Annotated in this window: 24 protein-coding genes and 1 pseudogene; 15 read left to right on the top strand and 10 right to left on the bottom strand. The window is 62.7% G+C overall.

The annotated features are described in order from the left end of the window. Positions 1–431 precede the first annotated feature (431 nt). From GV044_RS13525 to GV044_RS13535, 3 genes are read left to right on the top strand one after another with little or no spacing between them, the layout of a single operon-like run. On the top strand, positions 432–1,199 hold the full coding sequence (locus GV044_RS13525) for a sensor histidine kinase KdpD (protein ID WP_159871649.1): 768 nt from the start codon (positions 432–434) through the stop codon (positions 1,197–1,199). Next, the gene (locus tag GV044_RS13530) at positions 1,196–2,734 is read left to right on the top strand and encodes an ATPase domain-containing protein (protein ID WP_159871652.1); all 1,539 of its coding nucleotides are present in this window, start codon (positions 1,196–1,198) and stop codon (positions 2,732–2,734) included. The genes GV044_RS13525 and GV044_RS13530 overlap by 4 nt, the downstream gene beginning before the upstream one ends. A gap of 2 nt (positions 2,735–2,736) precedes the next feature. Beyond that, entirely contained in the window at positions 2,737–3,120 is a 384-nt protein-coding gene (locus tag GV044_RS13535) for a response regulator (protein ID WP_159871655.1), read from the top strand. A 281-nt stretch (positions 3,121–3,401) separates the two neighbouring features. On the opposite strand, the gene GV044_RS13540 is transcribed toward GV044_RS13535, so the two are convergent. Further along, on the bottom strand, positions 3,402–4,244 hold the full coding sequence (locus tag GV044_RS13540) for a LysR substrate-binding domain-containing protein (RefSeq protein ID WP_236554969.1): 843 nt from the start codon (positions 4,242–4,244) through the stop codon (positions 3,402–3,404). 129 nt (positions 4,245–4,373) lie between these two features. On the opposite strand from GV044_RS13540, the gene GV044_RS13545 reads away from it, so the two are divergent. The 5 genes from GV044_RS13545 to GV044_RS13565 are packed head-to-tail and all read left to right on the top strand — an operon-like array spanning position 4,374 to position 12,555. Further along, complete coding sequence (locus GV044_RS13545; protein ID WP_159871661.1) at positions 4,374–5,747, top strand: proton-conducting transporter membrane subunit; 1,374 nt, start codon at positions 4,374–4,376, stop codon at positions 5,745–5,747. Between the two features lie 30 nt (positions 5,748–5,777). Further along, positions 5,778–8,333: a putative inorganic carbon transporter subunit DabA gene (locus GV044_RS13550; RefSeq protein WP_159871664.1), complete on the top strand. Its 2,556-nt coding sequence runs from the start codon at positions 5,778–5,780 to the stop codon at positions 8,331–8,333. A gap of 32 nt (positions 8,334–8,365) precedes the next feature. Further along, positions 8,366–10,084 carry an ABC transporter ATP-binding protein gene (locus tag GV044_RS13555; protein ID WP_159871667.1) on the top strand — a complete coding sequence of 573 codons (1,719 nt, stop codon included), beginning with the start codon at positions 8,366–8,368 and terminating at the stop codon, positions 10,082–10,084. Then, a complete protein-coding gene (locus GV044_RS13560) occupies positions 10,068–11,129 on the top strand; it encodes an efflux RND transporter periplasmic adaptor subunit (RefSeq protein WP_159871670.1) in 1,062 nt (353 codons plus the stop codon). The genes GV044_RS13555 and GV044_RS13560 overlap by 17 nt, the downstream gene beginning before the upstream one ends. Then, positions 11,116–12,555, top strand: a complete 1,440-nt coding sequence (locus tag GV044_RS13565; protein ID WP_236554970.1) for a TolC family protein — start codon at positions 11,116–11,118, stop codon at positions 12,553–12,555. The genes GV044_RS13560 and GV044_RS13565 overlap by 14 nt, the downstream gene beginning before the upstream one ends. An 18-nt stretch (positions 12,556–12,573) precedes the next feature. Here GV044_RS13565 and GV044_RS13570 read toward each other — a convergent pair whose 3' ends face one another. Beyond that, the gene (locus tag GV044_RS13570) at positions 12,574–13,998 is read right to left on the bottom strand and encodes a sensor domain-containing diguanylate cyclase (protein WP_159871673.1); all 1,425 of its coding nucleotides are present in this window, start codon (positions 13,996–13,998) and stop codon (positions 12,574–12,576) included. A 136-nt stretch (positions 13,999–14,134) separates the two neighbouring features. Next, complete coding sequence (locus GV044_RS13575) at positions 14,135–14,521, bottom strand: DUF3429 domain-containing protein (RefSeq protein WP_159871676.1); 387 nt, start codon at positions 14,519–14,521, stop codon at positions 14,135–14,137. A gap of 78 nt (positions 14,522–14,599) precedes the next feature. On the opposite strand from GV044_RS13575, the gene GV044_RS13580 reads away from it, so the two are divergent. The 3 genes from GV044_RS13580 to GV044_RS13590 all read left to right on the top strand — a co-directional run bounded on the left by GV044_RS13580 (position 14,600) and on the right by GV044_RS13590 (position 19,432). After that, positions 14,600–15,274 carry a thermonuclease family protein gene (locus GV044_RS13580; RefSeq protein WP_159871679.1) on the top strand — a complete coding sequence of 225 codons (675 nt, stop codon included), beginning with the start codon at positions 14,600–14,602 and terminating at the stop codon, positions 15,272–15,274. 583 nt (positions 15,275–15,857) lie between these two features. Beyond that, positions 15,858–18,554 carry a PAS domain S-box protein gene (locus GV044_RS13585; RefSeq protein ID WP_256377269.1) on the top strand — a complete coding sequence of 899 codons (2,697 nt, stop codon included), beginning with the start codon at positions 15,858–15,860 and terminating at the stop codon, positions 18,552–18,554. A 197-nt stretch (positions 18,555–18,751) separates the two neighbouring features. After that, positions 18,752–19,432 carry a flavin reductase family protein gene (locus tag GV044_RS13590; protein WP_236554971.1) on the top strand — a complete coding sequence of 227 codons (681 nt, stop codon included), beginning with the start codon at positions 18,752–18,754 and terminating at the stop codon, positions 19,430–19,432. A gap of 56 nt (positions 19,433–19,488) precedes the next feature. Here the strand turns inward: GV044_RS13590 and GV044_RS13595 are convergent. Then, positions 19,489–19,890: pseudogene (locus tag GV044_RS13595) on the bottom strand (2OG-Fe(II) oxygenase); the annotation flags it as partial. Here GV044_RS13595 and GV044_RS13600 point away from each other — a divergent pair. The 3 genes from GV044_RS13600 (at position 19,824) to GV044_RS13610 (ending at position 21,196) form a co-directional block, all read left to right on the top strand. Next, complete coding sequence (locus GV044_RS13600) at positions 19,824–20,261, top strand: contact-dependent growth inhibition system immunity protein (RefSeq protein ID WP_256377270.1); 438 nt, start codon at positions 19,824–19,826, stop codon at positions 20,259–20,261. The pseudogene GV044_RS13595 and the gene GV044_RS13600 sit on opposite strands and share 67 nt — an antisense overlap. Positions 20,262–20,439: 178 nt before the next feature. Next, positions 20,440–20,778: a hypothetical protein gene (locus tag GV044_RS13605; RefSeq protein ID WP_159871688.1), complete on the top strand. Its 339-nt coding sequence runs from the start codon at positions 20,440–20,442 to the stop codon at positions 20,776–20,778. Between the two features lie 34 nt (positions 20,779–20,812). Next, on the top strand, positions 20,813–21,196 hold the full coding sequence (locus GV044_RS13610) for a hypothetical protein (RefSeq protein ID WP_236554972.1): 384 nt from the start codon (positions 20,813–20,815) through the stop codon (positions 21,194–21,196). A gap of 52 nt (positions 21,197–21,248) precedes the next feature. On the opposite strand, the gene GV044_RS13615 is transcribed toward GV044_RS13610, so the two are convergent. The 4 genes from GV044_RS13615 to GV044_RS13630 all read right to left on the bottom strand — a co-directional run bounded on the left by GV044_RS13615 (position 21,249) and on the right by GV044_RS13630 (position 24,752). Next, a complete protein-coding gene (locus tag GV044_RS13615; protein ID WP_159871691.1) occupies positions 21,249–21,887 on the bottom strand; it encodes a GNAT family N-acetyltransferase in 639 nt (212 codons plus the stop codon). Positions 21,888–22,120: 233 nt separating this feature from the next. Beyond that, the gene (locus GV044_RS13620; protein WP_159871694.1) at positions 22,121–23,014 is read right to left on the bottom strand and encodes an NAD(+)/NADH kinase; all 894 of its coding nucleotides are present in this window, start codon (positions 23,012–23,014) and stop codon (positions 22,121–22,123) included. Between the two features lie 4 nt (positions 23,015–23,018). Continuing rightward, entirely contained in the window at positions 23,019–24,002 is a 984-nt protein-coding gene (locus GV044_RS13625) for an SPFH domain-containing protein (RefSeq protein WP_159871697.1), read from the bottom strand. Between the two features lie 24 nt (positions 24,003–24,026). After that, the gene (locus GV044_RS13630; RefSeq protein ID WP_159871700.1) at positions 24,027–24,752 is read right to left on the bottom strand and encodes an NUDIX domain-containing protein; all 726 of its coding nucleotides are present in this window, start codon (positions 24,750–24,752) and stop codon (positions 24,027–24,029) included. A gap of 86 nt (positions 24,753–24,838) precedes the next feature. On the opposite strand from GV044_RS13630, the gene GV044_RS13635 reads away from it, so the two are divergent. Next, a complete protein-coding gene (locus GV044_RS13635; RefSeq protein ID WP_201299103.1) occupies positions 24,839–25,429 on the top strand; it encodes a cysteine hydrolase family protein in 591 nt (196 codons plus the stop codon). Positions 25,430–25,469: 40 nt separating this feature from the next. Here the strand turns inward: GV044_RS13635 and GV044_RS13640 are convergent, their stop codons facing one another. Next, positions 25,470–25,757 carry a nicotinamide riboside transporter PnuC gene (locus GV044_RS13640; protein WP_371741620.1) on the bottom strand — a complete coding sequence of 96 codons (288 nt, stop codon included), beginning with the start codon at positions 25,755–25,757 and terminating at the stop codon, positions 25,470–25,472. 158 nt (positions 25,758–25,915) lie between these two features. Then, the coding region (locus GV044_RS22185) for a hypothetical protein (protein ID WP_236554973.1) at positions 25,916–26,125 on the bottom strand (210 nt) is incomplete at its 5' end.

Below are 26,125 nucleotides of genomic sequence, written 5' to 3' on the forward strand. Positions count from 1 at the left end.
CATCCAGAGAGGCGCAACGGCCAGTGTCGACGGGCGCCGGCGCAACATTGACCCAAAAGCGTCGATTGCTCTTCTTAAGCAGAACAAGCGCGTCCTTCTTCGCAGATGAATAGGTGGCAGCTTACGGGAAGCGACCGAGTGCCGCTGAACGGCCGATAGTGGGTCGGCGTCCGACCTCTTCGATCTCGGCTCCCCCAGCAGGTTCAACGGCGTCATTGTTCCATTCCCAGGTAGAAGCCGCACGCTATCACGGCCCCTGCTCCGCTTGCGTGGGGCTTCGCATCTTGACGGCAGCTTCAGCAGCCAACCCGCCTGCAGCGATGCAGGGTTTCCGTTCGGTCTCTTACCCGCTACCGTCATGACCCAGCGGGCGGCATAAGGCTGTTTGCGCAATCGAGGCCGTCGTGCAGGAGTCCACTCCCTCCTCTGAAATGAAGGCCGGCCATGCGGATCCCGCCCCAGGGCACCTTCTTGAAGAGATTGCCCGCCTGCGCGAGGCCGTGGCCGCGAGGGACGCGTTTATCGCTGTGGCGGCTCACGAGCTACGCAATCCCATGACGCCCATCAGGGGCCAGATCGACGTATTGCTGCGGAGTATGCGCTCCGGCGCTTACGCGCCCGAACGAGTTCAGCATGGGCTCGAGCGCCTGGAGTGGCTCATCGAGCGCTACATGCGGCGGGCGACAACACTTCTGGACGTGTCTCGTGCCACCACAGGTAAGCTCAGGTTGGTACCCCAACCTGTCCATCTCGCCTCCCTGATACGCGAGGTCGTGAGCAGTCTTACGCCTTTGGCGTCCTTCGCAGGCTCGGTTTTCACCGTCGAGGTTCCTGATTGTATCGAGGGTAGTTGGGATCGCCTTGCGCTTGAGCAGATCCTGGAGAACCTCACTTCCAACGCCATCAAGTACGGCGAGGGTAAGCCGATTTTGGTGTCTGCTGAGTTGCAGGGCGGCACGGCAGTCGTTCATGTTCGAGACCTTGGTCCGGGTATCAGCGAGGCCGACCAGGCGCGCATCTTCGAGCGTTTCGAGCGAGCTGTTGATTTGAGCAAGCAAGGAATGGGGTTTGGAGTAGGGCTCTGGATCGTGCGCCAACTCGCCCAGGCCATGGGCGGAGAAATCGGGGTGGATTGCAGCCTTGGCCAAGGCTCGACGTTTACCGTCTCCCTTCCACTTGAACCGGGGAACCAGGGATGACCGAGGCCGCAGCCACGAACAAGACTGCGCCCAAGCGAGAACCGTTGCCGCGCGTTCCCACCGGCATCCCGGGGCTGGACGCCATTCTGGACGGCGGCTTCGTTCGTGGAGGCATCGCGATCATTCAGGGTCAACCGGGCGCCGGCAAGACCATCCTGGGCAATCAAATTTGTTACAATCACATCGCCGCTGGAGGCCGAGCGCTTTACATCACGCTGCTCGCCGAGAGCCACTCACGCATGCTCGGCCATATCGGGCAGCTGGGGTTCTTCAACGAAGCCGCGATCCCTGACCATATCTACTACATGAGCGCCTTCAAGGTCTTGGAAGACGACGGGCTCAAGGGATTGCTGAGCGTCATTAGAAGGGAGGTTCAGCGGCGGGAAGCTGGCGTCGTGATCCTCGACGGCCTGGTGGCCGTTGAAGAAACGGCCGATAGCCCGCGCGAGTTCAAGAAGTTCATCCACGAGCTCCAGACGCAGGCGACGCTGGCAGACTGCACCATGTTCCTGCTGACCAGCGCAAGCGCCGGAAACATCCCGCTCGCCGCCGAGCACACGATGGTCGACGGTGTGGTCGAGATGCGAAGCGAGCTTTACGGCCGAAAAGCCGAACGGCACCTCCAGGTACATAAAAGGCGGGGCGGCGGTTTCGTACGGGGGCAGCACGCCTATCGTATCGATGATACTGGTATCGTGGTCTATCCCCGGACCGAGGCGCTTCTGAAACGCCCCAGCGCTGTCCAAAACCTCGACTCAGCGGACCGGCTTCCTACGTCGATCGTGGGGGTCGACGGCATGATCGGCGGCGGTATCGTCCGCGGCTCATCCACCGCCATCATCGGGCCGACCGGAATTGGCAAGACGATCTTCGGGTTGCATTTCCTGAGCGGCTGTGGGCCGTCGGAGCCCGGTCTGATGTTTGGCATGCATGAGCCTGCAGAGGCGCTCTATGCCCAGGCCAGAAACCTTGGTCTTCCCGTCGCAGATCACATCGATCGTGGCGTCGTCGACATCATGTGGCGCCCGACGACCGAAGGGGTCCTCGATCAGATATGCACGGAACTGCTGGATGCGGTCCGGCGCCGGGGCGCGCGGCGAGTCTTTATCGACGGCATCGATGGTTTTACGCAGATCGCCTCGGATAACTCTCGGGTCAGTCATGTTGTGACTGCCTTGTCGAACGAGTTGAGGGCGCTGGGCGTTACCACTCTGTGGAGTGCGCAGGTAGACGTCGGGTATCAGGATGTGGCGAGCCCGCTCAGCGGACTGGCGCTTCAGGGGCTATCCCCGATCGTCGAAAACATCATCGTCATGCGCCATGTGGAATTGCGCGCAAAGCTCTTCCGTATGATCAACGTGCTCAAGGCTCGCCTGAGCTCGATCGAGCGATCGTTCAGGTGCTTCGAGGTCGGAGGAAGCGGGATCGTGGTGGACCCTGACTCAACGTGTGCCGAAGATGTCCTGGCAGAGCTGCTTGAACGCCCCTTCATGCGCGGGGGTGTGCCGGGCAGCGGTGCGACGGGTGGAACCTAGCAGTGGCGGTCGTACTCATCGTCGACGACGAGTTCGGCATTGCCGACGTGCTCTCAGCCATGTTGGAGGATGAGGGGCATAGGGTGCTGAGCGCCATCAACGGGCGTGCGGCGTTGGAGCGAATGGCTGAAGAACTGCCTGACCTCGTCATTTCGGACTACATGATGCCAGTCATGGATGGAGCGGCGCTGTTGGCCAGGATGGCGGCTGAGCCGAGACTGGCCAACGTGCCGGTGGCGCTCATGAGTTCCATGTCTGAGGATACAATTGCCGAACACTGCCGCGGCTACGTGGCTTTCATGCGCAAGCCATTCCGGATGAACGACGTTTTTGCGCTAGTCAGTCGAATTCTGCCGAGCCCGGGCCAGCCTGCCGCAGTCGAGTAGGCAGTCGTCGCAGGGGCATTGTTCAAGACGGTGGCTGGGCGGGCTGTCTTTTCCGCATCAGGTGCTTTCCATCGCCACTCAGGCTTCAACTCGGACCGTTCAGAAATGCAGTAGTCTCGCAGATGAACGAGTGTCCGAAGTCGGGGAGCAGCGAGAAGGCTCTGAGTGACCGGAACTGGGTCTCCATTTTTCGGCACGATGCCTAGGATGTCCGAGTTGCCTCCTCTTGGTTGCAGCGACGGGCCGAGGTTCACTCGAACCAATGATTCTATTCTATTCGCTCAAGGGCGTTCCAGCGCGGCAGTGATGTGCTGACCAAGCTTGTGCGCGGTATCGCTGATCGAAGGAGCTTCAAGCAAAGCGATCTCGGTATCAGAAAGAAGGGGAAGGCCTGCCTCAGGGCCAACCACCACGAGTGTTTCCGGTACCATCTCGCGCGGCAGTACGGTCAATCCCAGGCCGGCTTTCACTGCGGCTCGGCTGCCGGCGAGGCTCGTCGAGGTATAGGCGATGCGCCAGGGACGTTTGAGCCCGTCCAGCGCATCGATGGCGCGCTTGCGATAGACGCAGGGCTGCGGGGAGACGATTAGGGGGATTGTGTCGCGCCCATCGGCAGCGCTTCGGTCACGCGCCACCCACACCAGCGGTTCGCGCCACACGCGGGTGCCGTGCAGCGTTGCTTCGGCCAAGGTGGGTTCTCGCTTCACCAGCACGAGATCGAAGGCGCCGGCATGGAAGCGCTCGAGCAGGTTGAGCGTCAGATCGCAGGTCACCTCCAACTCGACCAGCGGGTGCGCTTCCATGAACTCGGCAAGGACTGAGGGTAGGTGGGCGGTGGCGAAATCCTCCGGCACGCCGAGCCGCACGAAACCGGCGATCTCCGGCTCGAACAGCTCCGCGATAGCTTTGTCGTTCAGATGAAGCAGTTTCCTTGCGGGGCCCAGCAAACGTTCACCGTCACCGGTGAGGCGCAGCGATTTGGGCGAACGATCGAAGAGGCTGCGGCCTAGAAGTTCTTCGAGGCGTTTCACTTGCAAGCTGACTGTCGATTGCGTTCGCCCCAACCGCTCACCGGCACGCGTAAAGCTGCCCAGGTCAGCGATGGTGACGAAGCAGCGCAGCAAATCGATGTCCAGATTACGCAGCATGGCGTTGTTCTAGCTCAATCATTGATTTCGTCAATGGATGCCATTTCAACAACTCGTTTTCCTCATTGATGCTTGCACTCCAAGTTTGCGGCGAGGAGACCCGCCATGACCGCGACTTTGACCGCTAGCTCGCACTTGCATACGCCCCAGCCTTCTCCCGCCGGCTTCCTGCTCGGATCCGCTGCGGTCTTCCTGATAATGGTCGTGCTGCGCACACCTTTGAGCGGGCCGATCGTGAACTTCGACGGTTTCGCCTCCGCCATATGCGCGCTGATCGTGTTCGTATCCGCTGCGGTTGCGGCCTTCTCTTGGCGACACATGCGCGCCTCGCGCTTCCGCGCTTTCGCCATGCACATGGTTGCTCTGGTCGCCTGCGCGCTCGGCTTCGTCATCGCGGACCATGTGGCGCTTTTCGCGGCTTGCTGGATCGCAAGCGGGCTTCTGCTCGCCAGGCTGATCGGACACGCGGATAACTGGCCTGCAGCCAACCGCGCCAGCCGCTCGACCGCACGCATCTTCATGGCCGCCGATGCCGCTCTGCTGACCGGCCTGGCGCTGCTGTGCTGGCGCCTGGGCACCAGTTCGATCGAGGAACTGATGGCGAGCGTCAGCCAGGCGCCCCGTCAATCGGCCGAGATCAATGCAGGCGCGCTGGCCATCGCCGCGCTCACGCGCTGCGCCATTCCCCCGGTGTCGGGCTGGCTGCTGTCTTCGATGACGGCCCCAACGCCGGTCTCGGCGCTGATGCATGCGGGCCTGGTCAACGCCGGCGGAGTGCTTGTGTTGCGCTTCGCACCCTTGCTGGAGGCTGCGCCCTTCGTGCGCATTTCGCTCGTGGCGATCGGCGCGGCAGGTGCCCTCTACGGAGCTGGCATCATGCTGGTGCGGCCCGACGTCAAGCGTGCGCTGGCGGGATCGACCGTGTCTCAGATGAGCTTCATGATGATGTCCTGTGCGCTGGGGGCCTACAGTGCGGCGCTCTGGCACTTGTTGGCGCACGGCTTGTTCAAGGCTTGGCTTTTCCTCGGCGCCGGCATGACGGCGCGCACTCCGCAAGCCAAGACGGCTGCCTCTGTGCCGGTTGTCGGAGCGCTCGCTGCGACCGGCATTACGATGGCAGCCCTGGTCACGGCCGGCGTGATCGAGATGGCGCAGCCCAGTTTCGTGCCGCTTAGCCTCGCGCTGCTGACTGCCTTGCTCGCGACATTTTCGATCGTGGGTCATGCCCGGCGGCACGCCATGGCCCGGGGTGTGGCACTGATCGCCGCGCTTGCCGGGTTCCAGGCTGCCGGTCTCACCATGACCCGTGCGCTGGTCGGGGCCGACGGGCCGACGATTGCACCGGCCGCCGCGCAGATCCTCATCGCCTTGATCTTCGCATCAGCCCTGGCCTGGCAGTTCTGGCCTCGGCGGAAGGGGCCGACGATGCCGCGCGCCCTGTACGTTCACTTCCTCAACGCCGGCGTGGTCACACGGTGACTGCCTCCGCCCCGACCCAAGGAGTATAAGATGAACCTTGTTCTGGATCATGCCGTGTTCGACGCCTGCTCCTCCTCGCTCGAGCGGACCGCCAACCTCATCGACGTCGCATCGATGACGGTCTCGCCGCTCTGGCCGCTCGAAAGCCCGATCGCGGTCAATCCTCTGGCAGGCTTCGAGGACATGCCGTTCCCCGATGCAGTGTCGAACGCGGCGGAACTGTTCGACGCCCGCGCTGGGCTTCCGCTGAAGCACTGGCGGGCGCTGCTGAACCAAGGCCGGGTCAGCGAAGTCGTTCTGTCCCGTATTGCGGTGGAGCGACTGGGTGGGCCGAGCACGGCCTTTCAGTTCATCGCTCCCGACGTCACCGCGTATGACTTGCTGATGAAGCGGCTGGTCGAAATGGAAGAGACCACGCCCGCAAATGACGGGCCACCCGAACTTACGCCTGGCGAAGCGCTCATCGCCAAGTGGTGCGCGGCATTTTTCGACAGAGGCTTCGCGGCGGAGCCGATGCCAGGGCGCGAGAAAGGCCTGTATTCCGCGGTGCACGACCTGCTGGCGGATGACCCGCAATTCTACGCCTTGAACCCGGCAGAGGCAGGCTTTGCTTGGGGCCAGGCTCCGTTGGACGCAATCCGCGCGGTTCACGCGGTACTCGGCACCTTTCAGGACGGCGAGGCCGGCGGCCTGCGCTGGATGCGCCGGATGATCGCGCGTCTTCCGGGCTGGGCTGGGCACATCCGGTGGCGCAGTGAGAAGGCCGATCTTGACGTCAGCGCGCAATCACCTGCGACGATCACGGATCTGCTTGCACTCTGGGCTCTGATCGACCCGCTCGATCCCCAACCGAGTTCCACGGCCGAGATCACTTACGGGGTCCAAGAGGCTGCGGAGCAAGCCTTTGGCTTGCGCGCGGGGACCCTTGAGGCCCTGACCGGTCGCGAGCGCGACATGGCCGATTTCGTGCTGCGCATGACCAACGCTGACTTGGCATACCTCTTCATGTCGGCGGCCGAGCGCGGCTACGAGGAGGAACTCATCGGCGAGTTGCGCAAAGGCGCAGTTCGGCCAGAGGTGCAGCCGCAGCGTGCGGCGGCGCAGCTGGTCTTTTGCATCGATGTCCGGTCCGAGCCGATCCGGCGCGCGGTGGAACGGCAGGGGAGCTACCAGACCTTCGGCTACGCCGGTTTCTTCGGCCTTCCGATCGCCTTGCAGTCGCCCGTGCAGGCCCCTCGGCGGCGGCAGCTTCCGGTTCTGCTGGAACCCAAACATGATCTTCGGACCGTCCCGAGCCCAGGCCGGGAGCGGGAGGCGCATAGGCTTCTACAGCGCGTTCGCGAGGACGATGCCATGCGCAGCCTGACAGGCACTGCCAAGCTTGGGGCCGCGACAAGTTTTGCGGCAGCGGAGGCGGCGGGCCCTCTGGGAGCGCTGATGCTGGCGGCCCGTAGTTGCGCGCCTCGGTTCGCAAAGAGGCTTGCGCTGTCCCAGCCAGACCGGCTGGACGCGGTGCTGACCCCGTATACCGGCGGTGCGGGCGAGTACGCGCTGCCTCTGCAGGACAAGCTCGCCTACGCGCAGGGTATGTTCGCGCTCACGGGTATGGAAAGCGAACGTCTCGCGCGCATTGTCGTGCTCACCGGGCATGGCGCCAGCGCCGTGAACAACCCTTTCATGGGCGCGCTGGAGTGCGGTGCCTGCGGAGGACGTGCGGGTGGCCCCAATGCGCGGGCCTTGTCGCAAATCCTGAACCGGCCCGAGGTCCGCTCCCAGCTCCATTCGGCTGGTACGGTGATCCCGCCCGACACGATCTTCATCGCGGCGCAGCACGATACCACCACGGACGAGATCGTCCTTTTCGACGAACACTTGGTCCCCGAGAGCTATCAGGACGAGCTTCACGCGCTCAAGTGCGACCTGCAGCGTGCCGCAGCGGAGAACCGCAGCAATCGGGCAGCAAAGCTCGGGCGGTCTGCCAAGGATGTCCTAACCGCAGCGGCGCATTGGGGAGAGGTTCGGCCCGAATGGGGGCTAGCGGGCAACGCGGCGTTCCTTGCGGCGCCGCGCGCTCTGACCGAAGAGGCCGATCTTGGCGGGCGCGTGTTCCTGCACAGCTATGATTGGCGCAAGGACGCGGACGGCGCGGCGCTGCGGACGATCCTGACCGCTCCGATGATCGTGGCGCAGTGGATCAACTGCCAGTACCTGTTCTCGACCATGGACAACGCGCGCTACGGCGCGGGCGACAAGACGACCCATAATGTCGTCGGTGGCTTCGGCGTCGTCCAGGGCAACGAAGGCGACTTGTGCGTGGGGCTGCCAAAGCAGTCGCTGTTCTGCGATGATGGCACGCCCTACCACATCCCGCAGCGCCTGCTGACCGTCATCCTTGCGCCCGTGGAGCGGGTCGACACGATCATCATGGACACGCCGATCCTGTCACGCCTGTTCGGGAATGGCTGGGTCAAGCTGATCGTCATCGATCCCACCGACAATCGCTGCCACCGCTGGATCGCGGGCGACACGATCATGCCCGCCTCGTCGGCTCCCGGCGGTTGGGCGCAGCGCCACCATACAATTTAACTCAGGTAAGATCACGGGAGGACCGAAGTAGCGTGGCTGACAGTCATGTGCGGGTGGACTGGCGCGCATTCACGATCTGGGTGCGCGACATTCTCGGACCCGAGAAGAAGTTTGTCTGTCTCGGGCTGATCTATGGTGTCGCCATTGGGCTGCTTTCGCTCGCGACACCCATCTCTGTGCAGATGCTCATCAACTCCGTGACCAACACGGCGCTTCCGGCGCCCCTGTTCACGCTCGCGGGCGTGCTGCTGGCGCTTTTGCTGTTCTGGGCTTTGCTGAATGCCTTCAGGCTGCACCTGATGGAGCTGTTCCGCCGCCGGTTCTTCGCAAGGCTGGTCGCCGACATCACGCTGCGTTCCGTTTACGCGCAGAACCCCTTCTTCCACGACGAGCGACGAGGAGATCTGTTCAATCGCTTCTTCGAGTTGATGACGATACAGAAAGCCGTGCCGTCCTTGCTGATCGGCGGCTTCACGGTAATATTCCAGGCTACGATCGGCTTCGTGGTGACGGCGTTCTACCACCCGTTCTTTCTGCTGTTCAATCTTGGCTTCATTGCCTGCGTCGCGCTGATCTGGTTCGTATGGGCGGGCGGCGGCATGCGGACGGCCGTGACGCTCAGCCAGCGCAAGTACGAGGCAGCGCACTGGCTGGAAAGCGTCGGCGGATCCAATGGGTTCTACAAGTCCAGCCGGCATCTTGATTACGCAATGGACATGTCAGAGCGTCGCACCGCCGGCTACGTCCAGGCGCACAAGGCGCATCTGCGCTATGCCTTCCCTCAGGCGGTGGCGCTGCTGGTGCTCTATGCAGTGGCGAGTGCGGGCCTGCTGGCGCTGGGCGGATGGCTCGTCATCCAGGGCCAGTTGTCGATCGGGCAGCTGGTCGCGGCCGAGCTGATCCTGTCCAGCGTCTTCTACGGCGCTGCGCAGCTGGGCCCCTACGTCGACTCATTTTACGACCTTGTCGCCGCAGTGGAGGAGCTTTCCCTGTTCCACCACATCGCGCAGGAGGATGTGCACAGCGGGAAGGCGGGCCAGCGGCTTCGCGACGGCGGCCTGCGGCTGGTGGACGCCTGCGCAAGCGATCGCTTCGGCCCGGCCCGCCTGAACCTAGAACTCGCCGCCGGAACCCAGGCGATCGCCGCCGCCGAGCCGGGCATGGAGCGCCTGCTTGCAACCCTGCTGAAGCGCCACGTACGCGTCGCCAGCGGCCTCGTGACACTTGGGGGCGCGGATATCGGCAGCCTCGACATGTTCCGCCTGCGCAGCGACGTAATCGTGCTCGATCGCGCTACCATCGTGGAAAGCACGGCCCGCGATTACCTCAGCCTTGCGAACCCACAGGCAGACTCTGCACGAGTCATGGCGCTCCTGCGAGCGGTCGGCCTCGAGCTGCGACTTTCATCCCTCCCGGATGGCCTGGACACGCAATTGTCCTCGACCGGGTGGCCGCTCTCGCAATCGGAGATCCTGTCTCTCAAGCTGGCAGGAGCCTTGCTTGCGCAGCCTCGCATCCTGGTGCTGTCCAGCATTTTCGACAGTGTACCACAAAGCCGCGTCTTGTCAGCAGCCGCCCTGCTGCGGGAGGCAGGCACGACATTGGTCTGGTTCACCCATCGCACCGACCACGAAGGCCTCGATGCCTGGCTCTGGGTCGGCCGCAACGAACAGTTCGTCACTGCCGAGCGCGCGCGCTTCACCCGCGCATTGACGGCAGCTGAAGAGGGCACCCATGCCGTTTCATCCTGATCACATCGGTCACTTCCAAACCCTTGCCGCCATTCGCGTTCCGCGGATCACGCGTGTCTTGGCCGCCATGCTTGTCATCGGGCTGGCGGGCGTGGCCGCAATCCTGTTCTTCGTTCCATGGCAGCAGACCTCAACCGCCACCGGCACCGTCATCGCTCTCGATCCGCGTGACCGGGTGCAGAACGTCACCGCGCTCGTGCCCGGGCGCATCGAGCAGTGGTTCGTGACCGATGGCAGCGAAGTCCGCAAGGGTGACCGGATCGCCCAGATCGTCGACAATGACTCCCACTTGATCGCCCGCTTGCAAGCCGAGCGCGCGCAACTCACCGCCGAGATCGCGGCGGTCCGGCAGGCCATGGAGGTGGCCCAGCGCGATGTCGGACGCATGCAGTCCCTCTACGTTGAGGGATTGGCGCCGCGTCGCGACCTTGAACTCGCCCAGATCAAGGTCGCCGACTACCGGGCCAAGGTCGCCAAAGGTGAGGCGGACCGCAACCGCCTGAATGTCGACATCAGCCGCCAATCGGCTCAAGTCATTCGTGCGCCCCGTGATGGCCGCATTCTGCGCATCCTGGGTGGTGACAACGCCACGTTGGTGAAGTCGGGCGACGTGATCGCCACCTTTGCGCCTGAACAGGCCGTGCGCGTAGTCGAGCTCTACGTCGATGGTCGGGACGTACCGCTGATACATGCGGGACGCCGAGTCCGCCTGGAGTTCGAAGGCTGGCCGGCCATCCAGTTCAGCGGATGGCCGTCCGTGGCAGTCGGCATGTTCGACGGCAGGGTCAAAGCCATCGATGTTTCGGCCTCGGCCAATGGTCTCTTTCGTATCCTGGTCGAGCCGCTGCCTGGCGCCCGTCCCTGGCCTCAAGAGCCTTTCGTGCGCCTTGGCGCAAAGGCGAAAGGCTGGGTGCTGATGGACATCGTGCCCAGCGGCTATGAGTTGTGGCGGCTCCTCAACGACTTTCCGCTGCAGTATCCGGCGCAGGCCATCTCGCCGGACAATCCGCAGGCCAAGCAGGAGGCGGGCAGTGGCCTCAAGTAAGTGGCGCCCGGTGGTTGCGGCCGTCATGCTCGCCGGTTCGACCTGTGCACAGGCGCAGGTCGTTGCTCCGCTACCGCGCGTTGCCGATGAGCAGACCGGGCCGCTGCACTTGCGCGATCTGCTATCGTCCAGCGCCAGGCACGCGCCGCAGATCCTCGAAGGGCTTGCGCGCGTTCGCGCGGCTGAGGGCAAGCGCCTGAGCGTCGATGGCGCATTCGACACCGTCTTCTCGGCCGAAGCCTTTACCCGCCCTTCCGGCTACTATGACGGATCGTTCCTCGACCTGAAGGTGACCCGACCCTTCGAGACGATCGGCGGGCAGACCTACTCCGGTTATCGCGTCTCCCGCGGATCTTTCCCGATCTACGAGGACAAGGCGTACACCAACCGGCTGGGCGAGATCCGCGTGGGCGCGGTCTTCTCTCTCCTGCGCGATCGAGAGATCGATGAGCGGCGCTTCGCCCGCACCAGCGCGGACGCGGACGTGGCTCTAGCCGACGCCGAGCGGCAGATGATCGCAATCGGCGTGCAGCGGCGCGCGATCGATGCGTATTCGAGCTGGATCGCCGCCGGACAGCGGGTGGGCGTGTACGCCGAACTGGTGAAGCTGGCAGAGGAGCGGCAAGCCGGCCTGCGCCGCTCGGTCGACGCCGGCTTGCGCCCCGCCATCGTGCTGGTGGAGAACGATCAGAACCTGCTGCGCCGCCGCTCCTTGCTGGTGCAGGCACAGCAAGCCCTGACGGTCGCTGCCAACAGCCTCTCGCTCTACTGGCGGGACCACACCGGAGCGGGGCTCATGCCAACGCCTGTCCATCTTCCAAGTGAGCTGCCTGCGGTTATTCCCGCGAAGTACAGCATGGCGGATCGCTTCCGTCCCGACCAGGCGGCGGCAGAACTGCGCGAGAGGCTGGTGCGAGAAAGGCTCACGCTTGATCGCAACAGCTTGCTGCCGCGCCTTGATATGGAGGTAGAAGCCTCCCGTAATTTCGGAGATGAGGGTCTGGGCGGTCGCTCGCGGTTCGGCAACGACGTGCGCTTCGGCTTGCGCTTGTCGGTGCCGCTGCAGCAGCGCGGCGCGCGCGGACGGATCGCGCAGACCGAGGGTGAGATCGCCGCGGCACGACAGCGCATCCGCTGGCTGGACGACCAGATCTCAGCCGAGATCCGGGGCTTGGGCGTGCAGGCGCGAGCGCTCGAGCGAGTTGTGGCGATCGCGGTCGAGGAGAAGAGCCGCGCCGATCAGATGGCCGTGGCCGAGCGACGGCGTTTCACCATGGGGGCAAGCGATCTCTTCCTGGTGAACACCCGTGAGGAGGCTGCTGCCAACGCCGCCTTGTCGGTCATAGACGTGCAACTGCGTCGTTTCGCGATCAGCGCGGATCTGGCGGCGGCGACGGGCGATGTGGATCAACTCGGCTTGCGCTGAAGCTTTGCCGCACCTGCCTCAGGCCGCCGCCCGGACAGCGTTGCGGCCCGCCGACTTGGCGCGGTACAGCGCCTCGTCGGCCCTGCGCAGCGTGTCACCGTAGTTCTCCCCGGACTGTGCGACCGCCACTCCGCAACTCAGCGCGATGGTGATCTGGTTCACGCCGTCGGGCGAAAACGAGCGGGTGCGAAGCTCATTGAGGATGCGGGCACAGACTGCCTCGCCGCGTGTCAGGTCCAGGCCGGGCAGCAGGAGAACGAACTCGTCACCACCGACGCGGCAGACGATATCGTGAGGCCGGACTACGGTGCGCAGAACGCTCGCCAAGTGGGCGAGGGCGCGGTCGCCGCCCGCATGGCCCCAGCGATCGTTGATCTGCTTGAAGTGATCGACGTCGATCGCCACCAGGCACATCTGCGACTGTTTGGCGGATGCTGGTGCGGTCAGCGCCTCAAGACCGAAGCGATTGAACACGCCTGTCAGCGGGTCTGTCACCGCGCGCCTCGACAGTTCCCTTTCACGCTCCGCGAGTTGTGCGGTCATTCGAGCACGTGCGGACACTTCGGCCGCTACGGGTAGGCAGGTCAGCAACAACACCGCGATAAACAACTGGAACATGTGTGCGTGTCCCACCGGATTGGTCCCGAACATGACGATCGGCCCATAGCCGCGCATCGTTGCCACCGCGCCAATGAGTGCAACCAGCATGACGGCGACCTTGGTGCCGAGCGGCCCAATCCTGAAGGTGACGAACATGACCGGCGCATAGATCAGGAACAGCAGCGGCTTCTGCGCACCGAAAAACACGAGACCGGCAATCGCGGAAGTCGCCACCAAGTGAGCAAGCGCCTCCATTTTCAGCAACCCCGGGGCAGATCGGCACCATTGGCGAAAATCGCCCCGGAACACCGCGAGGAACACAGGGGTGAAGATCAACAGCCCCAATGCATCACTGAGCACCCAGGTGGCGAATGCGGTCGCCAGCTTCTGATCGAAGATCAAGTAAGCAGTTGTCGCGCCGAAGATGCCGCTGGAAAGGGGCGCTAACAATCCAGCGACGAGGATAAAGCGGATCAGTGTACTCGGTGCACTCAGGATCGACGCACTCCTGCCGTGGCGACCCGCTGCAAGTGCGACGATCAGCACCTCCAAGAGGTTCGAAACACCATACAGCAAGGGTCCTGCAATCGTCCCGCGCGTCACGAGGTTCGCGGCGCAATTGGCCACAAAGCCTGCTGCTAGTATCTGCAGCCACCTCGATCGAGGCAAGTGGAGCAGCATCGCGGTGAGCACAGCATTCGCGGGCCACACGGTGGCGATGTCCCGACCGTTGCTGCTGAAGTGGATCGTTGCCGCGGCGAGCAAGAAGTACAGTGCGCCGGCAGTGACCCAAGGCGAGACTGCGACGTTTGCCTTTCGACCTTGTTTACCATCATTGATCATGAAGCGATCGCTAGCGGTAAGGCGTGTAAGTAATGTTAAGTCGATTTACATCCGAGCACTTCCCCTTGGTGCATACCGACTCAGGATAACGGCCGTCGTTTGCAGAATGACCAAGCTACCGAATTGAGCCCGTCGATCAGCCGATCGTGGCTGTCGTCAGGGTAAGTATCCCAAGCCCTAAGGACAACGGATTACGCAAGGACATCCACCACAAGGGTGCAAGGCCAATGGTGGCCAGTTGGCGATCGACAAGCAGGCTGAGGAGCAGAGATACCCCAAGCGCCACCAGCGATGGCGCTGGCCAGGTAGCTCCAATGGCCCAAGGTACGGCCGTCGCTAAGGCGACCAATGATGGTGCCACTGCTGCCAGCCAGACCCATGCCGGCGGCTCGCCGGCGTGGCGGGCCGCCAAGCCCCACCACATGCCACCCAGAAAGCTGAGGATCAGCGCAGGGTACGCATAGCCGAGCGACAGGGCTGCGAAATGCCATCGATCTGGCCCAAGTGCCAGCACGGTAACCACGGCGGCTTGCGGGAGAAGGCGTCTGTTGGATGACCGCGATCAATTCTCTGGTAATCCAACCTGCGTAGCCTCCGCACCATGATCCGCCTCGCCATCATCGCGGCCCTCGCGTCGTTTCAGCCCGCCGTTGCACAAACGATCACCGGTACCGCCCACGCTGGCGACGGTGACAGCTTTGAGGTCGCGGGCACGAAGGTCCGCTTGTTCGGCGTCGACGCGCCGGAGTATCGCCAGACCTGTCAGGTAAATCACTCGGAATGGGCGTGCGGGGCTGACGCCGCCTCTGCGCTTCGCGTGCTGATCGACAATCGCCTGGTCACCTGCATTCGTCGTGACACCGACGTGTACAACAGGACCGTGGCGAACTGCATGATCAACGGACAGGACGTGGCAGCGCAGCTCGTTGCGCAGGGATACGCGATCGTTCTGGAGAATGGACAGGCCGACTATGCAGTGATCGAGGCTCGCGCGAACGCCGGAAAGGTCGGCATCTGGGCGACCAAGTTCGACATGCCAGTAGATTGGAGGCGCGCCCACGCTCGAAATCCCGACGCAGTGCGTTCGCCAAATTCCGAGCAATGGAGTGCGCCGGTCCGCTCGCAGCCTCGAAGCTCAGGGTACATGTACCGAAACTGCGATCAGGCTCGAGCCGCAGGAGCGGCTCCGATGCGTAGAGGAACGGCAGCATACAACCCGAGCCTTGATGGCGATAATGACGGGCTCGCCTGTGAGCCTTATCGCGGCCGACGCTAGGGAGGAAGAGGTGGTGCGTTCGTCTGAGCGCGGCTTCCAACCTGGTTGAGCCACTTAGCTGGCGAGCCCGGCGTTCCGAAGGCGGTCGGCCATCTAGATGAACAAAGGGCAGAAGTTGGCGAACGAGAAGGGAGGTCTGAACGTCCACAAGTGGGTCCATCGATCTGACCGGGCGACAGTCCCACCGAGTTCGTCATATCGGCGCGCAGGGTCCACCTCAACCTCCACCGCTCGTTGCAGGAATGCCGGTCACGCCACCGTGTACTCCGGACTGTCGATCAAGAGGTAAGTATCGAAGAAGCGGCTCTTGGCTACAGTCGATCAACGATGGTGCAAGAGGTAGGGTGAGGGGGACTGCGCCTGGGGATGGCGTTCGCTTGAGGAAGATGTGAGGGCGTGTGGCGTAACGCAGGAGGCTTTTAACGCCGGCCTTCAGCCATTGTGTTGCGGCTTGGCATAGGTCTGAAACGCCCGTGGAGTGCCCTTTGCCCCGGAGGAACCTTGACGCGGCGGCCAATGCCGTCAGGTAGCTGCACGTGCGTTCGCGGAACTACCCGGCCGCAAGGTGGGGCAAGACAAAGCTATGAACTCAAGCGATCGTCGTTTGGATGCAATCGTGAACAACAGCATCATGGCGATTTTCCTCATGGATGATCGACAGCACTGCGTTTTCATGAACGGAGCGGCCGAAGCGCTGACCGGCTACCGACTTGAGGAGGCCCTTAGCCGTCCCCTGCATGACGTAGTCCATCATCAGCGTCCGGACGGTACTTCCTATCCTCTGGCGGAATGTCCGATCGATCGGGCGTTTCCGGAACGCGAACGGATGCAGGGCGAAGAGGTGTTCGTTCACAAGGATGGCCACTTCTACCCAGTGGCCTTCACGGCCTCTCCGATCGCGGGTGATGATGGACAGCCGGTCGGCACCATCATCGAAGTGCGGGATTTGACGGAAGAAAAGGCGCGGGAAGCGGCTTTGAAGGAAAGCGAGAGCCGCTTCCGAAACATGGCGGATCATGCCCCGGTCATGATGTGGGTCACCGATCCAACCGGTTTCTGTACGTACCTCAATCGCCAATGGTACGAGCTCACCGGGCAGACCGAGGCCGAAGCGCAGGGGTTTGGATGGCTTGAGGCGACCCATCCAGAGGACCGACAACGTGCGGAGGACGCGTTCATCGCCGCGAACGCGAGTCATGGCCCATTTCGCATCGAGTATCGCCTCCGCCATGCATCCGGCAGCTACCGGTGGGCGATCGATGCTGCGAGTCCGCGGTTTGGAGATGATGGCGAGTATCTTGGCTATGTGGGATCCGTCATTGACATCGATGAACGGCGAGAGGCGGAGGAGAAGCTCGCAGTAAGTGAGGAGCAACTGCGGCTTGCCCTGGAGGTCGCCGAGATAGGTCAGTGGGATGTCGATCAAGCCACTGGCAGCATGTTCTGGCCACCCCGCGTCAAAGCCATGTTCGGTATTTCGCCTGATGTGCCGGTCACGCTGGACGACTTTCACTCGGGTGTGCATCCGGATGACCAGGAAAAAACCCGGACGGCTTACGAGTCTGCCAGCGATTCTGACATGCGGTCCTTGTACGATGTTGAGTACCGCACCGTTGGCAAGGAAGACGGCGTCATTCGGTGGGTCGCGGCCAAGGGCCGGGGTCTATTTGATGCGCAAGGTGCATGCGTCCGGGTGATCGGCACTGCGATCGATATAACGTCGCGAAAGGCCGACGAAATCAGGCTCCATCAGCTGAACGAGCGGCTCGAGCACGAGGTCACTGAACGGACAGCAGAGCGCAACCGCGTTTGGGAGATGAGCCGCGACCTGCTGGCGATCATGGGGTTTGATGGTTACCTGAAGGCAATCAACCCGGCTTGGGAGGTAACCCTCGGACGCGACGCGGCGACACTGCTTGCCCTATCCTTTACCGATCAGGTGCATCCCGACGATCACGAGGCCGTGAGCGCTGTTATGGAGCGGCTGCTCAGGGGCGAGACAGTCGAGCGGTTCGAAGATCGGCTTGCCCATGCGGATGGGTCGTGGCGCTGGATCTCATGGACATTGGTGCCCGAGGGAGACGTTTTCTACGCCGTGGGCCGGGACGTCACGCCGGAGAAGGAGGCGGCCGAAGAATTGCAGTACGCTCAGCAAGCCCTGCGTCAGAGCCAGAAGATGGAAGCCATGGGGCAACTCACTGGAGGTGTCGCACACGACTTCAATAACTTGCTGACGCCGATCGTGGGCGCGCTTGATCTTCTGAAGCGCAAAGGTCTTGGTGGCGAGCGCGAACAGCGGCTGATCGAGGGGGCTACCCAATCTGCCGATCGCGCAAGGACGCTGGTCCAGCGACTTCTCGCCTTCGCAAGGCGCCAGCCCTTGCAGCCTGCGGCGGTAGATATCGTCAAGCTGGTGGAAGGCATGGCCGACCTGCTCGCCAGCACGACCGGTCCGCAGGTTCGTGTCGTCGTCGATGTAGCAGATGATCTCCCGGCCGCTATGGCCGACCCAAATCAACTCGAGATGGCGCTCCTCAATCTTGGCGTGAATGCGCGAGACGCAATGCCACAAGGTGGCACGCTCAGGATCAGCGCGACCCGCGACGCTGTTCGCTTCCCGCGTGGAGCCCTCAAGAGAGGGCATTACGTTCGATTGTCCGTGGCTGACACTGGCGTCGGCATGGATGAGGCGACGCTTGCGCGGGCAATCGAACCGTTCTTCTCCACCAAAGGCATCGGCAAGGGAACAGGGCTTGGGCTTTCGATGGCACACGGGCTGGCCGCTCAGCTTGGCGGCGCTTTGACGATAAAGAGCCGGGAAGGCTTGGGCACCAATGTCGAACTCTGGCTTCCTATCAGCACAATGACGCAAGACAGTGAAGACAAGTCAGTTGTTCCTGCCCTAAGCAGCGCCGCCCAAGGCATTGTACTTCTCGTTGATGATGAGGACACGGTTCGGGCCAGCACTGCCGACATGCTGGAGGAGTTCGGATATGAGGTGCACCAGGCAACCTCAGCCGAGGCTGCGATAGCGTTTGTTGAAGAGGGCTTGTTACCCGACTTGCTCGTATCCGATCACCTCATGCCAGGCATGAGCGGAGTAGAGCTTGCGCTGACGCTCCGCGAGATCCTGCCACAGCTGCGCGTGCTGATTGTTTCAGGGTACGCGGACGTCGAAGGTCTTACTCCCGACCTGCCACGACTTACCAAGCCTTTCAGAAGCGCAGAGCTCGCCGAAAGCCTCGCCGCGCTTGCGTCGGCTCGGCATCAAACAAGATGAACAGACGGAAGAAGTTGGGACGCCCGGAGGGAGCTCTGAAGGGCCACTTTTGGGTCAGGCAGCTGGCTGCCGCTTTAAGCTCGCCTGTGCGATCGGGCGGAGCTTCCAATTCCAGTGCAAGAAGCGGAGTTTAGCAGTTGGTGCGCCGTTCCACGAGGGTCCACGACCTAAACGGAGCTTCTCACATGACAGATCACGTGACCATCGAGCCATCCATCCTGTACCTCGGTACGCCTGTTGTGCTGATCAGCACGCTAAATGAGGACGGCACGCCGAACCTGGCGCCGATGTCATCGGCATGGTGGCTAGGTTGGCGGTGTATGCTGGGCCTGCAGACCGCGTCTCAGACGCCGCAGAACATGATGCGGACGGGCGAGTGCGTGTTGAACCTGCCGACGGTGCACCAGGTCGACGCCGTGGACCGGCTCGCGCGTCTGACGGGCTCCAAGAAAGTTCCGGATCTCAAGAAGCAGCTTGGCTATGACTACGAACCAAGCAAGTTCGAGGTGGCCGGGCTGACGCCGATTTCCTCGCAAACCGTCGCGGCTCCTCGCGCGCTTCAGTGCCCGATCCAGCTCGAGGCCGTGCTGGCCGACCGGCATGACATCATGGCCGACGATCCCCAGGTTGCGGGTCTCCTTTCGGCTTTCGAGGTACGCATCACCCGCGTCCACGTCCTTCCAGAACTGCTCATGGAAGGGCACGAAAATCGGATCGACCCGGCGAAGTGGCAGCCGCTGATCATGAATTTCCAAAAGTTCTACGGTGTGTCTAACGTTGAGGCTGCTCCATCTCGCCTCGCGCAGATCGATGAGAGCAAGTATCGCATGCCGGACGTAGATCGCGCCCGCGTTGCTGCCCTACAAAGCGCCTGCTGAGCTTCTGCAGCTCCTGTCCTGAGAGAGGGCAGGGGCTGCGCTAGCTGAACATCGCCTCAAGCGGCATCGTGGAAGATGATACCCAGAGTGTGCCGGCAACCTGAGCGCACCTCGCTGACGCCGTGGCGGAGCTTAACCCGGTAGTCGCCCTTGGTTCCGCGGTGCGGACGGCTGTTCACTGCGAAGACGACGGCGTCGCCTTCGGCGAGCGGGACCACCACGGGCCGGCTCTGCATGCGCGGCCTCTGCTCTGTGAGGACGAACTCTCCGCCTTCAAACGCCTCGTGCGGCTGTGAGAGCAGGGTTGCCACCTGGAGGGGAAAGACATGTTCGCCGTAGAGGTCCTGGTGAAGGCAGTTGTAGTCGCCCGGCCCATACTGCAGCAGCAGCGGTGTGGGGCGGCGCTGCCCCGCAGCGTGGCACCGCTCCAAGAACTCAGCGTGGTTTGTGGGTAACCGGCTTCAAGGAAGGTGATCCCGATGAAGCACCAACTCCGATGGTTGCAGCAATTTGGAAGTCTTGGAAGAAGCCATTAGACGAGCTATCTGACGATGAGATCGGTCAATTAGTGGTTCAAAATACCGGATACCCGTATCTCCTCGATGTGCTATGGCCTAAGTTGAACGCTGATCCCCTTTTTGACGGCGGCTACTATCCCGGTGACGTGCTTTCAAACCTGATCCGCGCTGAAGCAGCCATCTGGGTAGATCGGCTAGATTACAAGGCAGAGCTTGCATCCTTTTACTTTCGTGCGCTTGATTGCCCTGACGACGAGAACGACGCATTTCGGGAGAGCCTCGGGCTCCAAGGGTCTAGCTCAAGGCAATGAAAGCTATTGTCCGGTTTCCACCCATTCCGATCGTCCGCTTGCGCCTTCAGCGTACCCGATAGCGGACGGGGTGCTCACGCCCAAACTGGGCTAGGATGTCAGGCATCATGAGGTCCTTATCCGATGGTCCGGCGTCCTTACTTGCAAGCGTAACTTAGCAAAAAGTATCGAGTGCAGCATGAACAAATCTCACCGCTATTTTGTCCTGATCTTGGTCGCGACGGCAGGATATGCTGGTCCGATTAACCGATCAATTCAAATACAAACTACGTTTCATTCAGATAAAGGCTTGGATAATGTGCTCGGTTGTGGCGGCATACAAGTCTTAATACATGATCAAAATCTCTTCCGGCTGCGTAGTAATAGGAGGGTTGTATCCACAGCAACCTACACCAACCGGGAGCAAACCGTTCGGTTAAACTTCACCGAAGAGTTGGACGGAACGACTATTGTGTATGAAGCTACCGATCCATCTATGAAGGGTGTCATCGAAGCGGTGCAACGCTGTGGCAGTTAGCGGCCGAAGCGCGTAGCCGGAATGGCAGTCCGCTATGCACCCGATTGAGACGAAAGCCGCCAAGCTGCTCACGCCTACTTTGTGCCGTTCCCGGTTGCGATCCCGTTTCACGATTGCGGACGATCTTTCAGTCAGGCAGCATCGTGCAGTGTCGATTACTCCTGCCATTCTCCGCCAGCTTCCGCTCCCCGAGATCAGTGCGGTGACTTTCTACAAGCGCGATGAGATCACGACGGATCTGATATGCTGCGACGTCCAGGTCGCCGGGCAAGTTTGGTCGTTCCACGAGGAGGTGACTGGCTGGTTAGATCTTATGTCGCACTTATCGGCGCTACCAAGCTTTCGGGCTGACTGGTATGAAGCCGTCGTGAGCGAGCCGTTCTCTACAAGCGAAACCGTCGCATACCAGCGGCAATGATCGCCCAGAGTCGGCCATTCCACGGCGATAAGACGAGCACCAATAGCCGACATTACGCCGAGACGAACGACGCCGTGGAATATGGGGAAGTCGTCTTCCATCCTAGCGCCAAATATAGGGCTCGGCCGTCTTCCGTGGCGACGAGCAATTCGGGACTGCTGGATCGCTGACGAGCAGTGTGCAGCGTTAGCATCAGGACGTGGCCTAATCCTTTCCGGCGATGGTCTGGCGCCGTTAAAATCCGATCGTAGATAAAGACGTCTTGCGTCTCCACCGCATACCCGCCTGCCGCGAGTGCGCCTGTTTCGGAGAAAATTCGGACCTCCACAATCATGCCGACGTGCTTTGCCTCGATCTTATATCCCTCGGCCAAGCGTCTTGCGGCGGGCTTACTGGTCGCCTGCATGAAGTAGGCGGGCGCGTGAAGCTCCCAACCCGTAGGCAGCACCGCATGCAACTCGTCCCTCGAACCGCAGAGCTTCAGAAGATAGCGTGGGTCGCTGATCGAACGAGCAAGCTTTTCAATACCGAGTCCAACCTTGGCAAAAACCCACCGGGCGACCTCTGCCTCCGACTTGGTGTCGACACGAAATCCGCCATATTCGGGGACCGGCAAGGGCAACCCGCGCGCGATCGATCGCGCTGAAAGCCACGCATTCAGCATCAGCGGTTCGACGGTTTGATTGCTCATCATCTCTCGCGAATGGAACGGCAGCTACCCTAAAATGGAAGCCGCAAAGCGGTCTGGCAAGAATCCACTCCCGATCTCGCCCCTTTGCCGTCGAGCTATGCCTCCCGAGAGCTGCCGGCCGTTCAGCTGAACCAATGGGCGAAGTTGGGAAGCCGGAAGGGCGCTTTGCATGGCCGCAACTGGGTCTTCGAACTGCAACAGCGGCTCGGCCATTCCGATCAAGTCTGTCTGTCTCAGCCGGTAATCAGTTGGAGCGTCTGAGCGGCCGGGCCGAGCGTCACGCTGCGGCCCCAGTCAAAGCCGAGGAAATCCTGTTCGATCCCGTCGGCAAAGATAACGCCACCGTCGTTCATTCGCGAGATTACCGCCAGCGGTGTGGCCGCGAGCTTACCGGCGCGCAGAGAGGTCCCCGTTGCGACGCTGGGGAACGGCTCGCGCACGAAGAAGGCGACGGCGCGCTCCTCAGGGCCGAGCGGCAGCGGCTCGTGCGTGGCCTCCATGATCGAGCGCGCCCAGCCAGTAGCACCGGTGCCCGAGGCAACGATCAGCCCGCTCGACGAATGGTCTTCGGCGCAATCGCCGGAGGCGATGCGGTAGCGGGCCGACTGATGGCTGTGGTGCCCGACGAAGATTTCGTTGAGCGCCAGCAATCGCTCCCCGCTGTCGAGACGCGCCTCGACCATCGTGCGCCGCTCCGCCGGGGCCGCGCTTGCGACGCTCGCCGGCAGCAGCTTGGCGAGGTGCGCAAGTGGCACGCGCACCAGCACGCCATCATAGAGATCGGGTGCGGGGTTGATGCCGAGCACCGGCTGACCGTCCAGATACTTCGCGACATTGGCGACCAGCCCATCCTGACCGACGACGACGATCACATCTTCCGGAGCGAACAGAAAGCGGTCGAGATCGGCCCGCTTCACTTCGGCCTGGCGCCAGTCCGCCGGTACCCCAGCGCGGCAGGCTTGAAGCGTGGCGTGAAGGCGACGATGACCGTCCTCAAGCAGGTCGATGTCCTGTCCGCGCGTCTCAAGGAAGAACTTGGCCTGGCCGCGGGTGGCTTGGCGGGCGAGCAGCAGCTCATAGTCGGTCTCGCGGGTGACGAACACCGCGCGTGGGCTGATCGCGGACATCGGTTCAGCCCAAGGGCAGGGCGGGCGTGTCGCGGCGGAACTCGCCGAGCACCATCGCCAGCAAATCGGGCGTGACGTTGAGATGCTCGATGGTGTCGAGCTTGCCCGCCAGCTCGCGGGCGGCGAGGCCCAGCATCACCGCCGGGGGCAGGTCACGGTAGATCGTCATGCGCGCCTGCTCGGCTTCGGCCTTGGCGCTCTCGACGGTACGGATGCGCTCCGCCTCTGCCGCGGCCTCGACCTGCTGCGCCTCGGCTGCACCCGTAGCGCGATCTCGGGCGTTCTCGGCCTCCTGGCTGATGAGCAGCTTCTCGCGCCGGGCGAGCTCGGTCTTGTTGGCAAGCTCGTTCTCGGCGATCGCACGCTCCTTTTCCACCGCGAGCGCGCGCCGTTCGAATGTCGCCTGATCGGCCTTCTGCTGCAGCGCCTCGAACGTCGGCGTCTGAAGCGCTCGCTCCAGCTCGCTCGATGGCGCCAGATTGGTCAGCCGCACGGCGGTGACCGCGATGCCGATCTCGGCCAACGCCGCATCCTTCGCCAACGCCGCCTCCAATCCGTGGCGCAGCGGCTCGGGGCCTGCATCGAGCAGCGCACGCACCGGGGCCTGCGCCAGGTATTGAAGCGCCGCCTGGTTGACGAGGCCGGCGAGGCGCGTCTCGATCCGCTGGATGGGCTCGCTCTTGTAGGCGCCGGTGACGAGGCCGAGGCTGAAGTCCACGCGCGTGGCCAGCAGTTCGGGATCGACGACGTGCCAGGTCAGCGTGCCCTGTACAGCGACCGCCTGAAAGTCCTGGCTGCGGCCTTTCACGAAGATCGCCATCTCGCGATCGTCCATCGGCAGCTCGGCGATGCTGGCGGTCTCCGGGCGGAACCAGAACACGAGCCCGCGCCCGCTCTGGCGCACCTTGCCGTTGCGATAGCGGATAACGTGGTTGCTGGCGTCGCTGCGCAGTTGCGCTATGAAGCCGAGGTTCTTGATCGATGCCATGATCGTATCCCTTCTAGTTCCGGGTCAGACGGCCGTGCGGTGGCGATAGAGTTCGGCAGGGCGGAACGAGGCGCCGGTCTCACGCTCGCCGGTCGCCTCCAGGCGGCCGCTGTCGAGCATGCGGCGGCGAAACGCGGGCTTGTTGAGGCGTGTGCCCAGGACGGTCTCGTGCACGTCCTGCAAGGCGCGCAGCGTAAAGCGCTCGGGCAGTAAGGCGAACGCGACGCCCGAGTAATCGAGCTTGCCGCGCAGCCGCAGTACCGCGAGCCCGAGCATGTCGGCATGGTCGAACGCCAGCGGCAGCGCTTCGCCGTCGGCGGAGCATGCCTCCACCGGTCCGCCAGTTTCGCCTGACCAGGGTACGACCAGCTCAGACAGCGCCAGTTCGGGCGCTGCCTTGAGCGCGGCGGCGAAGCGCTCGGGTGGCAGCAGCGCGAAATAGGCGACGCTGATGATGCGGGTCCTGGGATCGCGGTCAACCGCTCCGAACGTGTAGAGCTGCTCCAAGTAGGCATTGTCCATCCGCGCCTTGCTGGCGAGCAGCCGGCGGGCAGCGGCGTCGAGGCTTTCGTCGATGCCCACGAACCCGCCGGGTAGCGTCCATGCACCTTGATGCGGATGCTCGTCACGCCGGACGAGCAACGCCGTCAGCGCATCCTCGACCACGCTCATCAGGATGAGGTCGACCGTCACCGAGGGGCGCTCATATCGGCCGGCATCGTAGGCACTCAGGAACTCGGCTTCGCTCATGTCGCACCCATATATGCAATCTGCACTTTACTTATGTGCGATTCGCGCATATGTCAATCCGCAGCAGAAGCGATGGAGCTTGGACAGTGATCAATTTCGTGATCGTGGTGGACGCTCAGCGGGACTTCATGATGCCGGACGGCGCGCTGTACGTAGCCGGCGCGGAAGCTCTGATCGCACCGATGAACGACATGCTGGCGTCGCTAAGCCCGTCGGAGACGGCGGGCGTGCTGCTGACGTTCGACACGCACGAGGCTGAACCTTATGCCCGCTCTGACGAGGGACAGCAGTTCGCATTGCATTGCGTGCGGGGCAGCAAGGGTTCAGCGACGGTGCTCGACGTAGGCGCCGTCGATCCGGAGATCCCGCTCTACACGCTGGAGAAGGGCGTGTTCGCGATGTGGGAGGAAGCCGACGTAACGATCCGCAATGCGCGCGATCCAGGAGCTGACTTTGTGCCGCGCGATGAGTTCTTCGACCGCTTGCAGGCACAGGGAGTCGAAGAGATTGTCGCCATCGGCGTCGCTGCCGATTTCTGCGTCAGGTGGGCGGTTGAGGGCCTCATCGAGCGTGGCTTCAGGATCAGCGTCCCGGCGGCCCTTACACGCGGGATCGTGCGGCAGATCGACGCTGTCGCGGCGGAGGAATGGTCGGCGGCGAAGGTCGCAATCGTCTGATCTGGTGGAGGGTCGCCTGCGACCTTCCGAAAGGCCACGATCAGGCCGCCGGCACTGCCGTGGTCCCGTCATGCTGATGCTTGCGCCAGCGGCGGTAGCCGAGCACGGCAAGGATGATCATCGCCGCGTGAAGGCCGGCGGTCGGCCACAACCCCTTCATCACGAACATGCCCACGTAGAGCGTGTCGACCACGATCCAGAGCAGCCAGCTTGCGGCAAAGCGCCGTGCCGTCCAGTACTGGGCGACTAGGCTGAAGCTGCTGAGCGTCGGGTCCATCCACGGTAGCGCCGCGTCGCTGTAGCGGCTGGTTAGGCAGCCGATCGCCACTGCGCTAGCGGCGCCGGTTACCAGGGCAGCTACTGTCCAGGCGGTCCTGAGCGGTTATATGGCGATCTCGCCGGATCTTGCTTGCTCCGGCTCCAACAGTGCCAGCCGTAAAGCAGCATGAGGCCAAACAGAGCCTGCTCACCACCCTCCTGAGCCATTTAGCCGGCACGATCGATGCCCGAGAGCGGTCGTTTGTTCAGGATGAACATGGTGTAATCGCGGGGCGCGCTGCCACACAGCACGATCGGTGCTGATGCAGGTGGTTGTTCCCCGGTATGATGAAGAACGGGCTCTCGATTGGTGACCGGGCCCAGCATCAGCGGAGAACAACCATGGACGAGTATATTGGTCTTGATGTCTCGATGAAA

The organism is Novosphingobium sp. 9U (assembly GCF_902506425.1).
Lineage (GTDB): Bacteria > Pseudomonadota > Alphaproteobacteria > Sphingomonadales > Sphingomonadaceae > Novosphingobium.

Coding starts and splice junctions, on each gene's coding strand:
- GV044_RS13525 (WP_159871649.1), top strand. CDS start 432: ATGAAGGCCGGCCATGCGGATCCCGCCCCAGGGCACCTTCTTGAAGAG.
- GV044_RS13530 (WP_159871652.1), top strand. CDS start 1,196: ATGACCGAGGCCGCAGCCACGAACAAGACTGCGCCCAAGCGAGAACCG.
- GV044_RS13545 (WP_159871661.1), top strand. CDS start 4,374: ATGACCGCGACTTTGACCGCTAGCTCGCACTTGCATACGCCCCAGCCT.
- GV044_RS13550 (WP_159871664.1), top strand. CDS start 5,778: ATGAACCTTGTTCTGGATCATGCCGTGTTCGACGCCTGCTCCTCCTCG.
- GV044_RS13560 (WP_159871670.1), top strand. CDS start 10,068: ATGCCGTTTCATCCTGATCACATCGGTCACTTCCAAACCCTTGCCGCC.
- GV044_RS13570 (WP_159871673.1), bottom strand. CDS start 13,998: ATGATCAATGATGGTAAACAAGGTCGAAAGGCAAACGTCGCAGTCTCG.
- GV044_RS13580 (WP_159871679.1), top strand. CDS start 14,600: ATGATCCGCCTCGCCATCATCGCGGCCCTCGCGTCGTTTCAGCCCGCC.
- GV044_RS13585 (WP_256377269.1), top strand. CDS start 15,858: ATGAACTCAAGCGATCGTCGTTTGGATGCAATCGTGAACAACAGCATC.
- GV044_RS13605 (WP_159871688.1), top strand. CDS start 20,440: ATGAACAAATCTCACCGCTATTTTGTCCTGATCTTGGTCGCGACGGCA.
- GV044_RS13610 (WP_236554972.1), top strand. CDS start 20,813: ATGCACCCGATTGAGACGAAAGCCGCCAAGCTGCTCACGCCTACTTTG.
- GV044_RS13615 (WP_159871691.1), bottom strand. CDS start 21,887: ATGAGCAATCAAACCGTCGAACCGCTGATGCTGAATGCGTGGCTTTCA.
- GV044_RS13620 (WP_159871694.1), bottom strand. CDS start 23,014: ATGTCCGCGATCAGCCCACGCGCGGTGTTCGTCACCCGCGAGACCGAC.
- GV044_RS13625 (WP_159871697.1), bottom strand. CDS start 24,002: ATGGCATCGATCAAGAACCTCGGCTTCATAGCGCAACTGCGCAGCGAC.
- GV044_RS13630 (WP_159871700.1), bottom strand. CDS start 24,752: ATGAGCGAAGCCGAGTTCCTGAGTGCCTACGATGCCGGCCGATATGAG.